A 13334-nucleotide genomic window follows, 5' to 3' on the forward strand; every position below is an offset into this window, starting at 1 on the left:
ATCAGGCCCCTGTGCATCCAATGGAGATCCCAATGCAGTTCAAACGAAGCCTTATCAGCTCGACACTCATGATCGCGCTTGCCCTTCCGGTCGCAAGCATCTCGGTCGTGGCCTTTTCCGCAGAACCCGCCTTCGCTGGAAACGGCAAATCCGACAAAGCGCGTGGGAAATCAGAGCGCCCCGAAAAGACCAATAACGGTCGTGGGTCGATCCGCAGCGAGCTGAAGGGCGCGAACGCCTCGAATGCCAGCGAAACGGCCTTGGCCAATGCGAGCCCGAACAGCCGTGTCGGAATGGCCGCCGCTTATCGCGATGCCTCGGTCGAAGCTCTTGCAGCCGCGCAAACGGCCGAAGACTCGGCAGCCGCGATCAATGCCCTGATCGCCGGCTATGCCGGTCGCAATTCCTCGGACATTCAGACCGAAATCGACAACCTGGCCGAAGCGGTTTCGCAGGAAGAGCGCGACGCTCTGGACCTGGAACTCGCAGCTGCCCAAGCTCACGAGAGTGAATTGAGCCGCCTTGAAGGCGAAGCGCAGCAAGCCGCTCAGGCTGCCGCCGAGGCCGCTCTGGCCGAGGAAGACACGCTGGCCTCATTGACAGACGGGCGCAGCCTGTCGGACGCGGCTCTGGCCGAGCTTCGGTCCAATCTGGGCCTCTAACCCGAAGCGAAATCTCAATACAGGAGGCGGCCATTCGGTCGCCTCTTTTGCATTTGTCGACACCCCCGGCCCCCCGCCAATCTTGCCCTCACGCAAAAAACCGGATAACCGCGCGGAGAAACCCGTGTAGGAGACGAAAATGTCCGCGCCCAAGAAAGTTGTCCTGGCCTATTCCGGTGGCCTTGATACCTCGATCATCCTGAAATGGCTGCAAACCGAATACGGTTGCGAAGTCATCACCTTCACCGCCGACCTTGGCCAGGGTGAGGAACTTGAGCCTGCCCGCAAGAAGGCCGAGTTGCTGGGCATCAAGCCCGAAAACATCCACATCGAAGACCTGCGCGAGGAATTCGTGCGCGACTATGTCTTCCCGATGTTTCGCGCCAATGCGCAATACGAAGGGCTGTATCTGCTGGGCACCTCGATCGCCCGCCCGCTGATCTCCAAACGTCTGGTGGAACTGGCCGAGGAGCACGGCGGTGACGCGGTCAGCCACGGCGCGACCGGCAAGGGCAACGACCAGGTTCGTTTCGAACTGGCCGCCTATGCGTTGAACCCCGACATCAAGGTCATCGCGCCTTGGCGGGAATGGGATCTGGGGTCGCGCACCCGCCTGCTGGAGTTCGCCGAACAACACCAAATCCCGGTCGCCAAGGACAAGCGCGGCGAAGCGCCGTTCAGCGTGGACGCGAACCTGCTGCACACCTCGTCCGAAGGCAAGGTTTTGGAAGACCCGGCCGAGGATGCGCCCGACTACGTCTATCAGCGCTCGGTCCACCCCGAAGACGCGCCGGACACGCCCGAGTTTATCGAAATCGGCTTTGAGCGCGGCGACGCGGTGTCGATCAACGGCGAAGCCATGTCGCCCGCGACGATCCTGACCAAGCTGAACGAATACGGCGGCAAGCACGGCATCGGCCGCCTTGACCTGGTCGAAGGCCGCTATGTCGGCATGAAGTCGCGCGGCATCTATGAAACGCCCGGCGGCACGATCCTTCTGGATGCGCACCGTGGTATCGAATCGATCACGATGGACCGCGGCGCGATGCACATGAAAGACGAGCTGATGCCGCGCTATGCCGAGCTGATCTACAACGGCTATTGGTTCTCGCCAGAGCGTGAGATGCTGCAAGCCGCGATCGACCACAGCCAGGAACACGTAACCGGCACTGTGCGCATGAAGCTCTACAAGGGTCTGGCGCGCTGCGTGGGCCGTTGGTCCGACCATTCGCTTTACTCCGAAGAACACGTGACGTTCGAGGAAGACATGGGCGCTTATGATCAGACCGACGCGGCGGGCTTCATCCAGCTGAACGCCCTGCGGCTCAAGCTGATCGCGATGCGCAACCGTCGGATCAAGCCCTGATGGAGCGCCGGGTCGTCACGCATGATAATGTGGATGCCCTGATTTCACTGAAAGTCCGGGGCGATCAGGAAAACCTGGTCGCCCCGAATGCTGTTACCCTTGCGCAAGCGGCCTAGAAACCCGGCTCGCATGTCTGGGGCCTGTTCGACGGCGACAGGCCCGTTGGCCTGATGGCCATGATCCATCCGCACCACGGCAACCTGGTCAAAGGCGAAGACCCGGACGCGGCCTATTTGTGGCGCTTGCTTGTATCGGCGGATGTCCAAAGACGCGGTGTGGGTCGGTTTGCCATTTCCGAATGCATCGCGCAGGCACGTGAATGGGGGCTGCCCCGGCTCGCCTCATCCGTGGTCGACGCCAAGAACTCCAACATGGGTTTCTACGAACGCGTTGGGTTTCACCAAACCGGGATCATGATTGGTGCTGAGCGGCAAATCCTCATGGATGTCTGACGTCGCGCAACGTCACCATTGCCCGCGCACTCCGCCGCCCGTATTCCCGACCCAAACAAGAGGTTCACATGTCAGTTCAAGCCATCGCAGACGGGATCAACGCCAACATGCCTGGGGGCGGGTTTGACGGGTCCCTGAAATTCGATTGCGGCGATGACGGCGTGATCGTCCTGTCGGGTACCCAGGCCACGACCCAGGATCAGGACACCGACTGCACCATCCGCATCACGCAGGACAACCTGACCAAGCTTCTGACCGGCAAGCTGAACCCGATGACGGGCGTGATGATGGGCAAGTTGAAAATCTCGGGCGACGCGACCGTGGCCATGAAGCTGGGATCCCTGCTCAAGGGCTGATCTTCACCGCCTTCAGCCTCTCGTAAAACGGCAATGCCGCCTGCAACACGTCCTGCAAGTCGTCAGGAACCTCGGGCAGCGGCCCCTCGGCCCCAGCGAACCCGGTTGAATTCCACACCGAGCCATACCAATGCGACGCCCAGACGCCGTCGTCCTTGTGCCCGCCCTTGGGCCAGGACAGCATCGCCGCATCCCAGTCCAACCCGATCGCATCGCACAACTTGCGCAACATGGCTTCGGGGCCGTCGCGAATGTCGTGGCTGTCGATCACCACGCCGCCGACCTCGTCAAACAACTCGGCCTGTTGCCGGAACCCGATATCCCCAAGCGTGGGGTTTTCGCGTTTCGCCGCATAGCTGGCGATCACCCGTGCCGGGTGGCGGATCAGGAACACGTTGGTCACATCCGCCATCCAGTCTCGCGGCACGCCGTGCACCATGTGTTGCGTCATGTGTTTCTGATAGAAATGCGGCTTGCCGTCCGGGTTTGGACCCATCAGCCCACGGATGACCTGCGCCGGATCCTTCGATTGTGCGGCCAGGATTTCATCATGCATCGGGTGCGGAATGCCGGTCAGTTCCAGATAGGCCGCATAGAGCGGCTCATCCACCACCGCGCAATCGGCGCGGTTGCCGAACGCATACATCATCGCCGTCGACAGGTTGCGCGGCCCGGACCACATCGCAATCTTCATTTCGCCATTTCCTGCTGAATTAGAGCCTTATACAGGTCGCGCAGTCGTTTCGTCACCGGCCCCATCTGGCCGGTTCCGATCTCCCGTCCGTCGATCTGCCCCACGGGGGTTTGCGCCCCGAACGTGCCGGTCAAGAACGCCTCCTCCGCGCCATAGGTATCGACCAGCGAGTAGTTGCGCTCAAAAACCGGGATGTCATTCGCGCGGCACAGGTCAATCACCTTTTGCCGCGTGATCCCGTTCATGCAGTAATCACCCGTGCTGGTCCAAACGGCGCCCTTGCGCACAATGAAGAAGTTGCAGGCATTCGTCGTGTTCACGAACCCGTTCACGTCCAGCATCAACCCCTCATCCGCCCCGGCCTTTTCCGCCGCGATACAGGCCAGGATGCAATTCAGCTTGCTGTGCGAATTCAACTTCGGGTCCTGCGTCATCGGCAAGCCGCGAATATGCGGCACGGTCGCCAACGCGATCGGGCGCGGGATCGAGGGGCGTGAATGCTCCATGATGATCGTGATGGTCGGGCCCTGTTGCGACAGACCCGGATGCTGGAACGGGCGGGTTTTCACCCCCCGTGTCACCATCAACCGCGCATGGGCGTCGGTCGTCATGCCATTGGCCTTTTGTGTCTCGAACACGGCAGCAATGACTTGATCGCGCGTCATGCCAATATCCAGATCGATGGCCTTTGCGGCCTCGAACAGCCGGTCCATGTGTTCATCGATGAAGGCCCAATGCCCGTCATACAACCGAAGCCCTTCCCAGACCCCGTCGCCCAGCATGAACCCGCTGTCATAGACCGACACGACCGCCTCGGCCTTCGGCACCACGCGGCCATTCAGCCAGATCTGGATCTGATCGTTTCGCGCATCTTCCTCGGCCTGGTGGGTGGTAACGTGATCGCTCATTGCGGTCCTCTTTCTTTCAGAAATGCATCTACTTCGTCGCGCGCCGGGATCGCGTCTGCGGTGCCCGCGCGGGTAACCTTGATCGCTGCGGCAGCAGCCCCCAGCCGCATCGCGCCCTCGGCATCCAGGCCCTGATCCAGCCCGGCGACCGTGTAGCCGATGAAGCAATCCCCCGCGCCGGTCGTGTCCACTGGATCGACCGGGAAGGACGGCACGAAAACGTCCTGCCCCCCCGCCGGTTTGCGCCAGGTGGAACCTTCGGCGCCTTGCGTGACAAGAAGATTGGGCACCTCAAACGTATCGCCCAGCGCCTGGGTCAACTGAGCGGCTTCGACCTTGTTCACGACAAGCAGGTCCACAAAAGGAAGTACCGCACGAACCGCATCCGCGTGAAACGGGGCGGCGGAATAGACCACGAACATACCCTTTTCATGTGCGATGCGCGCCGCGTCGACCTGGAGGTTGGTTTCGTTCTGTATCATCAGCATATCACCCTCGGCGGCCTGCGAAAGCGCGGCATCCAGGCGGGTTAGAGACTGTTCTACATTCGCGCCGGGAAAAATAACGATAGCATTCTCACCCGCATCATCGACATTTATGATCGCATGTGCGGTGGGTCTATCGGCCGTCGCAACATGAGTCGTGGTTACACCGAATCCCTGCAAGCGTGTGACCGTCCAGCCGCCATCGGACCCGATGGCCCCGATGTGGAACACCGGCGCTCCGGCTTGTGCAACTGCGACCGATTGGTTTGCCCCCTTACCGCCAAGCCCGGTCCAATGGTCCATAGCCGCAAGCGTTTCACCGGGCACCGGCAAATGCGGCACCCGATAGAAATGGTCGATGTTGATCGAGCCGAGGTTGTAGACGGTCATGACCCCTCCGGTTTTTCCGGAGGGGACCATGCCTTAGCCGACTTTACAAGCCGCCAGAACCGCCATGTTCATGATGTCATTTGCGGTCGAGTTGGTCGAACAGATCTGGATCGGCTTGTCGATGCCTGACAGGATCGGACCGATCACCGTCGCGCCCGCAAGCTCCTGCATCATCTTGACCGAGATCGACGCCGAGTGACGCGCGGGCACGACCAGGATATTCGCAGGGCCGGACAGGCGGCAGAACGGATATTGCGCCATGACGTCGGGGTTCAGGGCCACGTCCGCGGTCATTTCGCCGTCGAACTCGAAGTCGACGCCGCGCGCTTCCAGGATGGCCGGGGCTTCGTGCATCTTTTCGGCACGTTCCGAAATCGGGTAGCCAAAGGTCGAGAAACTGACGAAGGCCACGCGCGGATCCAGGCCGAATCCGCGGGCGACAAGCGCGGCCTGTTCGGCGATATTCGCCAAGTCTTCCGCTTCGGGCCATTCGTGCACCAAGGTGTCGGCGATCAGAACAATGCGCCCGTTGTGCAGGATCGCGGTGATGCCCACCGCCCCATCCGACGCACGGGCATCGAAGACGTGGTTGATCAACTCAAGCACATGCGCGGATTTCCGAGTGGCGCCGGTGACAAGCCCGTCACCATGACCATGTGCCAACATCAACGCGGCGAACACGTGACGGTCGCGCGCGGCAAGGCGGTGAATGTCGTGAAGGTCGAAACCCTGACGCTGCAGCCGGTCATACAGGAACGATTTGTACATCGGCAGATGTTCGGTATTCGCCGCGTTCACAATTCGCAGCTCGCGCACGGCATCGCCCAGACCGGCGGTTTCCAGCTTTGCCTTCACGTCGTCTTCGCGCCCGACAACAAGGGCACGGCCAAAGCCGTTGCGCTGATACTGCACGGCGGCGCGCAGAACGTGGGGATCGTCGCCCTCGGCAAAGATCATCGTCGCCTGTGCCTGCCGCGCCCGCGCGTTGATCCCGCGCAGGATCGACGCAGTCGGATCCATCCGCGATTTCAGCGTCAGCTCGTACCGCTCCATGTCGATGATCGGGCGGCGGGCGGCCCCGCTATCGATCCCGGCCTTCGCCACGGCGGGCGGGATCGTAAAGATCAGGCGCGGATCAAACGGGGTCGGGATGATGTAGTCACGGCCGAAGGTCAACTTCTTGCCATAGGCCATCGCGACCTCGTCCGGCACGTCCTCGCGCGCCAGTTTGGCAAGCGCCGTTGCGCAGGCCAACTTCATCTCGTCATTGATCGCACGGGCGTGGATGTCCAGCGCGCCCCGGAACAGGTACGGAAAGCCCAAAACGTTGTTCACCTGGTTCGGATAATCCGAGCGCCCGGTGGCTACAATCGCATCGGTGCGCACTTCATGCGCCTCTTCCGGGGTGATTTCCGGGTCAGGGTTCGCCATCGCGAAGATCACCGGGTTATCCGCCATCGAGGCGACCATGTCCTGCGTCACCGCCCCTTTGACTGACACGCCCAGGAACACATCGGCGCCGTCCATCGCTTCCTCAAGTGTGCGCAGGTCTGTGTTGGCCGCGTGGGCCGATTTCCACTGGTTCATGCCGTCTTTGCGGCCCTGAAAGATCACGCCCTTGGTGTCGCAGACGATGCAATTGTCGTGCTTTGCGCCCATCGCCTTGATCAGCTCGATGCAGGCGATCCCCGCCGCCCCGGCACCGTTCAGAACGATGCGGCAATCTTCGATTTTCTTGCCCGACAGGTGCAGCGCATTCATCAGGCCGGCGGCGCAGATCACCGCGGTACCGTGCTGGTCGTCATGGAACACCGGGATGTCCATTTCTTCCTTCAGGCGCTGTTCAATGATAAAACACTCGGGCGCCTTGATGTCCTCAAGGTTGATGCCGCCGAACGTCGGACCCATCAGCCGCACCGCGTTGATGAATTCTTCTGGGTCTTCGGTGTCCAGCTCGATATCGATCGAGTTCACGTCCGCGAACCGTTTGAACAGAACCGACTTGCCCTCCATCACCGGCTTCGACGCCAACGCGCCCAGATTGCCCAGACCCAGAACCGCCGTGCCGTTCGAAATAACCGCCACAAGGTTGCCCTTTGTGGTGTAGTCATATGCCGTTTCCGGGTTCTCCGCGATCGCCTCACAGGGCACGGCCACACCGGGGGAATAGGCCAGCGACAGGTCGCGCTGCGTGGTCATCGGAACCGACGGGGTGATCTCGAATTTCCCCGGTTGCGGGTCCAGGTGATAGGCAAGCGCCTCTTCTGCGGTGATGCGGGTCTTGGGCATGGGGCGGGCTTTCTTTCTTTGGGCGACAGCGCACCCGTCTTACAGGGGCCGTCGGGGCGGCTCAACTGCTATTCCATACATATTTGTTCATGAAATTGCCGCGTTGGGTATTTTTCGCAAAGTAGGGCGGCACTTCACGCAATTTTCGATCTATCATAGGGGTGATTCCGCAACTTGGCGGAAATCCACCCTACCCCAGCGAAAAGGGCTGCTTTCCGACCCGTTCCGGCCTAATGTCGCCCAAAAGAAAAGACGGAGCAGCTTCGTGACCCAGAAAATCCTTTTGACCGGCGGCGCTGGCTATATCGGATCGCACACCTATGTCGCTCTGAAAGCGGCGGGTTATGACGTGGTGATCCTCGACAATTTCTCGAACGCACATCACGATGTGATCGACCGACTTGAGGTCATCACCGGCGCCCCGGTGCCCGTCTATGAAGGTGACGTTCTGGACCCTGCCATCCTGCGCAAGATTTTCACTGAACACGAGATTGCAGGCGCGGTGCATTTCGCGGCGAAAAAGGCCGTGGGCGAAAGCACCGAGATTCCGCTCGATTACATCGAAACCAACGTCTCCGGCCTTGTCACCCTGCTCAAGGAAATGCGCGCGGCGGGTGTGTTTCGCATCGTCTTTTCCTCCTCCGCCACGGTGTATGGCGAGGCCGACGTGGTGCCCACGCCCGAGGACAGCCCACGCAGCTACTCCAGCCCCTATGCGTTTACGAAACTGGCCAGCGAACAGATCCTGGAACAGGTGGCGGCGGCCGATGATCGCTGGGCGATTGGCATCCTGCGCTATTTCAACCCGGCAGGCGCCCACCCGACCGGGTTGATCGGGGAGGACCCGGACGGCATTCCCAACAACCTCATGCCCTATATCGCCAAGGTCGCGATGGGCGATCTTGAACGGCTGTCGGTCTTCGGTGACGACTATCCCACCCCCGACGGCACCGGCGTGCGCGACTATATCCATGTCGAGGACCTGGCCCGCGGTCACGTCCTGTCGATCGACGCGCTGACGCAAACCGGCGACAGCCACACCGTGAATCTTGGCACCGGCCAGGGCTATTCGGTGTTCGACATGCTGAAATCCTATGAGCGCGCCTGCGGTCAGGATCTTGCCTTCACCGTCACGCCGCGCCGCGCCGGCGACGTGCCCTACTACATCGCCAACCCCGACAAAGCGAAGGACGTTCTGGGCTTTGCCGCCGAAATGGGGCTGGACGACATGTGCGCCAGCAGCTGGAACTGGATTTCCCGCCGGAAAAACAGCTGACACCCCTTCCACCGCCCGCGCGGGGGTTCTAGTCTGCCGGGGACCGCAACCGGGGGGTAAAGGTGACCAAGGCGAACGCTGCCATGACGCCGATGATGGCGCAATTCCTTGAGATCAAGGAACAACATCAGGACGCGCTCTTGTTCTATCGCATGGGCGATTTTTACGAGATGTTCTTTGACGACGCCGTGGCCGCCGCCGCCGCGTTGGACATTGCGCTGACAAAACGCGGCAAACATTTGGGCGAAGACATCCCGATGTGCGGCGTCCCGGTCCATGCCGCCGAAGGGTATTTCCTGACCCTGATCCGCAAAGGGTTTCGCGTCGCGGTCTGCGAACAGATGGAAAGCCCCGCCGAGGCGAAAAAGCGCGGGTCGAAATCGGTTGTGAAGCGCGAGGTCGTGCGCCTGGTCACCCCCGGCACCCTGACCGAAGACAGCCTGCTGGACGCCCGCCGCCATAACTTCCTGGCGGCTTATGCCGAGGTCCGCGACGACGCGGCGCTGGCCTGGGTCGACATCTCCACCGGCGCGTTTCGCGTGATGCCCTGCTCCCGCCTGCGCCTGTCGCCGGAACTGGCCCGCCTCGCCCCGCGTGAGGTCATCGTATCGGACAGCCAAGAGCGCGATCTTGACGTGCTGATTTCCGAAACCGGCGCCGCCATGACGCCCCTGTCGCGCGCTGCGTTTGACAGCACCGGGGCCGGTGAACGGCTGATGGACCTCTACAAGGTCGGGTCGCTGGACGCCTTCGGCAGCTTTTCACGTGCCGAGCTTGGCGCGATGGGCGCGATCGTCGAATACCTGGATATCACGCAAAAGGGCAAACTGCCCCTTTTGCGCCCACCGGTGCGCGAAATGGCCCACGGCACGATGCAAATCGACGCCGCCACCCGACGCAACCTGGAACTGACACACAGCTTGTCGGGTGGGCGTGAAGGGTCGCTTCTGTCCGCCATCGACCGCACCGTGACCGCCGGTGGCGGGCGCCTACTGGAGCGCCGTCTATCCAGCCCGTCGCGCGACCTGACCGAAGTGCACGCACGGCTGGAAAATGTCTCTTTTCTGCTGGATCAGAGCCGTTTATGCGCCGATCTGCGTGAGGCATTGCGCAAAGCGCCCGACATCGACCGTGCCCTGTCGCGCCTTGGTCTGGAACGCGGCGGCCCCCGTGATCTTACCGCCATTCGCGCAGGCCTTGGCGCCGCCGAGGACATCGCCGCACAGCTTCCCGACGCGGCACCCGACGCTCTCGCGTCTGCCGCCCGCGCACTGGTTGGTCACGACGCGCTTCTTGCCTTGCTCAAAGAGGCGCTGATCGCTGAACCCCCGCTTCTGGCCCGTGACGGCGGCTTCATCGCGCCCGGCTATGATGCCGATCTGGACGAAGCCCGCCAGCTGCGCGACGAAGGGCGCGGCGTGATTGCAGGCATGCAGGCGGAATATGCCGACCAGGCGGGGATTTCGTCGCTCAAGATCAAGCACAACAACGTGCTGGGCTACTTCATCGAAACCACGGCCACCCATGCCGAAAAGATGCTGAACCCGCCGCTGTCGGAACACTTCATCCACCGGCAAACCACCGCCAATGCAGTGCGCTTCACCACCGTTGCCCTGTCCGAAATGGAAACGAAGATCCTGAATGCGGGCAACAGGACGCTTGAGATCGAAAAGCGGCTCTATTCCAGCCTGAGTGCTGCCATTCTGGACCACGCCGCCGCTCTGGGCGATACCGCGCGCGCCCTGTCCGAAATCGACTTGGGCGCCGCCTTCGCAGACCTCGCCCGTGCCGAGGGCTGGTGCGCCCCTCTTGTCGATGACAGCCGCATGTTTCACATCGAAGGCGGCCGCCACCCGGTTGTCGAGCGCGCGCTGCGTCAACAAGGCGGCGCGCCCTTCGTGGCAAACGACTGCACCCTCGCCGATGGATCGGACGGTGCCGATATCTGGCTTTTGACCGGCCCGAACATGGCCGGTAAATCGACCTTCCTGCGCCAGAACGCCTTGATCGCCCTTCTGGCCCAGGCCGGAAGCTATGTGCCGGCCCGAAAGGCGCATATCGGTCTGGTCTCGCAATTGTTCAGCCGCGTGGGCGCGTCCGATGACCTTGCCCGCGGCCGCTCCACCTTCATGGTCGAAATGGTCGAAACCGCCGCGATCCTGAACCAGGCGGACGATCGCGCGCTGGTGATCCTGGACGAAATCGGCCGCGGCACAGCGACCTATGACGGGCTTTCCATCGCCTGGGCCACGCTGGAGCACCTGCACGAAACCAACCAATGCCGCGCCCTGTTCGCGACCCATTACCATGAGCTGACCCAATTGGCCGGCAAACTTGACGGCGTGGACAACGCCACAATCGCGGTCAAGGAATGGGAAGGCGAGGTCATCTTCCTACACGAGGTGCGCAAGGGGGCTGCCGACCGAAGCTATGGCGTTCAGGTTGCCAAGCTCGCCGGTCTGCCAGAAACCGTCGTGGACCGTGCCCGCATCGTGCTTGAGGCGTTGGAAAAGGGCGAACGTGAAGGCGCGCAGCAGAAGGCGATCATCGATGATCTGCCGCTGTTCACCGCCACACCGGCTGTGCCGGCCAGGTCGCCCAGCGCTCCCTCACCGGTCGAGGACAAGCTGTCCAACATCCACCCGGATGAGTTGACTCCGAAAGAAGCGCTCAGCCTGATCTACGACCTTAAGTCCCTGATCAAACCCTAAGTCTTTCATCTTTCCGGAAGTGTCCCGGGGGATCCGGGGAGTGAAGCCCCCCGGTTGGTCGGATTGCGAAGCAATTCGAAATCAGGCGGGGGTCGAGCTCACCCCAACCTGAGCCGGGCGCAACAGCCGGTCATGCAGCATGAAGCCTTCGGCCATCACCTGAATGACATCCCCGGCCTTGGTGTTCGGTACTGGCGCTTCGAACATTGCCTGGTGGTATTCCGGGTCGAACTTGTCGCCCACTTCTGGCGACAACAGACGAATGCCGTGCTTTTCGAAAATGTTCAGAAGCTCGCGCATGGTCAGCTCGATCCCTTCGATCAGGGCCTTCGACGCCGCACGTTGCTCTTCCGGCACTGCCTCCATCGCGCGCTTCATGTTGTCGAACACCGGCAGCATGTCGCGCGCCAGCTTCGATCCACCGTATTGCTCGGCTTCACGGCGGTCGCGGTCGCCACGCTTGCGGGCGTTTTCCGCATCCGCCAGCGCACGCATGAAACGGTCACGCATGTCGTCGCGCTCGGCGCGCAATTGCTCGACCTCGTCGACCTCTTCCAGCTCGGTTGCTTCGGGCGCGTCCTGCGACGCTTCGTTCTGCTCGGCCATCAGCTCTTCGATCGCCGATTCCACATCGATATTGTTCTTTGCGTCCGTCATCTTCTCTACCTTTACCCCCGGTCCGAGATCAGCTTCCCGACCAGCTGCGCCGTGTAATCCACGATGGGCACGATCCGCCCATAATTCAGCCGTGTGGGACCAATCACGCCCACGGCGCCAATGATCTTACGGTCAGCGTTCATATAGGGGGAAACCACCAGAGAGGAACCCGAAAGTGAGAAAAGTTTGTTCTCTGAGCCGATAAAAATGCGCACACCGTCGCCTTGCTCGGTCAGTTCAAGGAAATCCGCGATGTCGCGCTTGCGTTCCAGGTCGTCAAACAGCGTGCGAATCTTGTCCAGGTCGGCCTCTCCAGCCGCCTCCAGAAGGTTTGATCTGCCACGCACGATCAGCCGCTCATAAGGCTGGCCTTCGTTCTCCCACAAGGCCGCGCCGCTTTCGACAAGTTCCGCCGCCAAGGAATCCAACTCTTGTCGACGGGTGACAATCTCGGCCTGCATAACCCCGCGCAGCTCGCTCAATGTGCGACCCTCGGCAAGCGCGTTCAGGAAGTTCGCGGCCTCGCGCAGCGAGCTTGGCGTTTGCCCGGGCGGCGGTGTGAACACGCGGTTTTCCACGTGTCCATCAGCAAAGACCAGCACCACCAGGGCGCGATCATGGCCCAGCGACACGAACTCGATATGCTTGATCGGCGCTTCGTGTTTCGGGGTCAGAACCAGGCTGGCGCCCGCCGTGATCCCGGACAGGGCCGAACCGACCCGGTCCATCATCGTGCCGACATCCGGGTCATTCGTGCCGAGAGTCGCGTCGATCTTTTGCCGGTCTGATCCGTCCAGCTCGCTCACCTCAAGAAGCCCGTCAACGAACATGCGCAGGCCCTGTTCGGTCGGTATACGGCCCGCCGAAACATGCGGACTGTCTAAAAGCCCCATAAATTCAAGGTCTTGCATCACGTTTCGGATTGTCGCTGCGCTGACTTTTTCATTCAGGGTTCGGGTCAGGGTTCGGGACCCCACGGGCTCACCGGTTTCAAGGTATCCTTCCACCAGGCGCCGAAACACCTCGCGCGATCGCACGTTCATCTCTTCTAAAAGCTTCGATGCGTCCACCATGCTCAATCGCCTTGC

Annotated in this window: 11 protein-coding genes and 1 pseudogene; 6 read left to right on the forward strand and 6 right to left on the reverse strand. The window is 61.6% G+C overall.

The genetic code is table 11. The features are described 5' to 3' along the window. Nucleotides 1–32: 32 nt before the first annotated feature. From MN188_RS11675 to MN188_RS11690, 4 genes and pseudogenes are all read left to right on the forward strand, one after another. Nucleotides 33–662, forward strand: coding sequence for a hypothetical protein (locus MN188_RS11675; protein ID WP_242109255.1), 630 nt, complete (start codon nt 33–35; stop codon nt 660–662). Nucleotides 663–801: 139 nt separating this feature from the next. After that, a complete protein-coding gene (locus tag MN188_RS11680) occupies nt 802–2028 on the forward strand; it encodes an argininosuccinate synthase (RefSeq protein WP_242109256.1) in 1227 nt (408 codons plus the stop codon). 131 nt (nt 2029–2159) lie between these two features. After that, nucleotides 2160–2480, forward strand: a pseudogene (locus tag MN188_RS11685) (GNAT family N-acetyltransferase); the annotation flags it as partial. 68 nt (nt 2481–2548) lie between these two features. Beyond that, nucleotides 2549–2836: an SCP2 sterol-binding domain-containing protein gene (locus MN188_RS11690; RefSeq protein WP_242109259.1), complete on the forward strand. Its 288-nt coding sequence runs from the start codon at nt 2549–2551 to the stop codon at nt 2834–2836. On the opposite strand, the gene MN188_RS11695 is transcribed toward MN188_RS11690, so the two are convergent. From MN188_RS11695 to MN188_RS11710, 4 genes are read right to left on the reverse strand one after another with little or no spacing between them, the layout of a single operon-like run. Next, on the reverse strand, nt 2826–3530 hold the full coding sequence (locus MN188_RS11695) for a sulfotransferase (RefSeq protein WP_242109260.1): 705 nt from the start codon (nt 3528–3530) through the stop codon (nt 2826–2828). The genes MN188_RS11690 and MN188_RS11695 overlap by 11 nt on opposite strands. Beyond that, nucleotides 3527–4438: a D-amino acid aminotransferase gene (locus MN188_RS11700; RefSeq protein WP_242109261.1), complete on the reverse strand. Its 912-nt coding sequence runs from the start codon at nt 4436–4438 to the stop codon at nt 3527–3529. Before MN188_RS11700 ends, MN188_RS11695 begins: the two co-directional genes overlap by 4 nt. Next, nucleotides 4435–5313: a ribokinase gene (locus MN188_RS11705; protein WP_242109262.1), complete on the reverse strand. Its 879-nt coding sequence runs from the start codon at nt 5311–5313 to the stop codon at nt 4435–4437. Before MN188_RS11705 ends, MN188_RS11700 begins: the two co-directional genes overlap by 4 nt. A gap of 33 nt (nt 5314–5346) precedes the next feature. Beyond that, nucleotides 5347–7602 (reverse strand): NADP-dependent malic enzyme, encoded by a 2256-nt coding sequence (locus tag MN188_RS11710; RefSeq protein WP_242109263.1) that lies wholly within the window; start codon nt 7600–7602, stop codon nt 5347–5349. Between the two features lie 265 nt (nt 7603–7867). On the opposite strand from MN188_RS11710, the gene galE reads away from it, so the two are divergent. Together galE and mutS are read left to right on the forward strand one after the other, a co-directional pair. Further along, the gene (galE, locus tag MN188_RS11715) at nt 7868–8878 is read left to right on the forward strand and encodes a UDP-glucose 4-epimerase GalE (RefSeq protein WP_242109264.1); all 1011 of its coding nucleotides are present in this window, start codon (nt 7868–7870) and stop codon (nt 8876–8878) included. 92 nt (nt 8879–8970) lie between these two features. After that, nucleotides 8971–11589: a DNA mismatch repair protein MutS gene (mutS, locus tag MN188_RS11720; protein WP_242109491.1), complete on the forward strand. Its 2619-nt coding sequence runs from the start codon at nt 8971–8973 to the stop codon at nt 11587–11589. An 81-nt stretch (nt 11590–11670) separates the two neighbouring features. On the opposite strand, the gene grpE is transcribed toward mutS, so the two are convergent. Then, nucleotides 11671–12246, reverse strand: a complete 576-nt coding sequence (gene grpE, locus MN188_RS11725) for a nucleotide exchange factor GrpE (RefSeq protein WP_242109265.1) — start codon at nt 12244–12246, stop codon at nt 11671–11673. An 11-nt stretch (nt 12247–12257) separates the two neighbouring features. After that, the gene (gene hrcA / locus MN188_RS11730) at nt 12258–13319 is read right to left on the reverse strand and encodes a heat-inducible transcriptional repressor HrcA (protein WP_242109266.1); all 1062 of its coding nucleotides are present in this window, start codon (nt 13317–13319) and stop codon (nt 12258–12260) included. Between the last annotated feature and the right edge of the window lie 15 nt (nt 13320–13334).

Source organism: Aliiroseovarius subalbicans, from assembly GCF_022678625.1.
Lineage (GTDB): Bacteria > Pseudomonadota > Alphaproteobacteria > Rhodobacterales > Rhodobacteraceae > Aliiroseovarius_A > Aliiroseovarius_A subalbicans.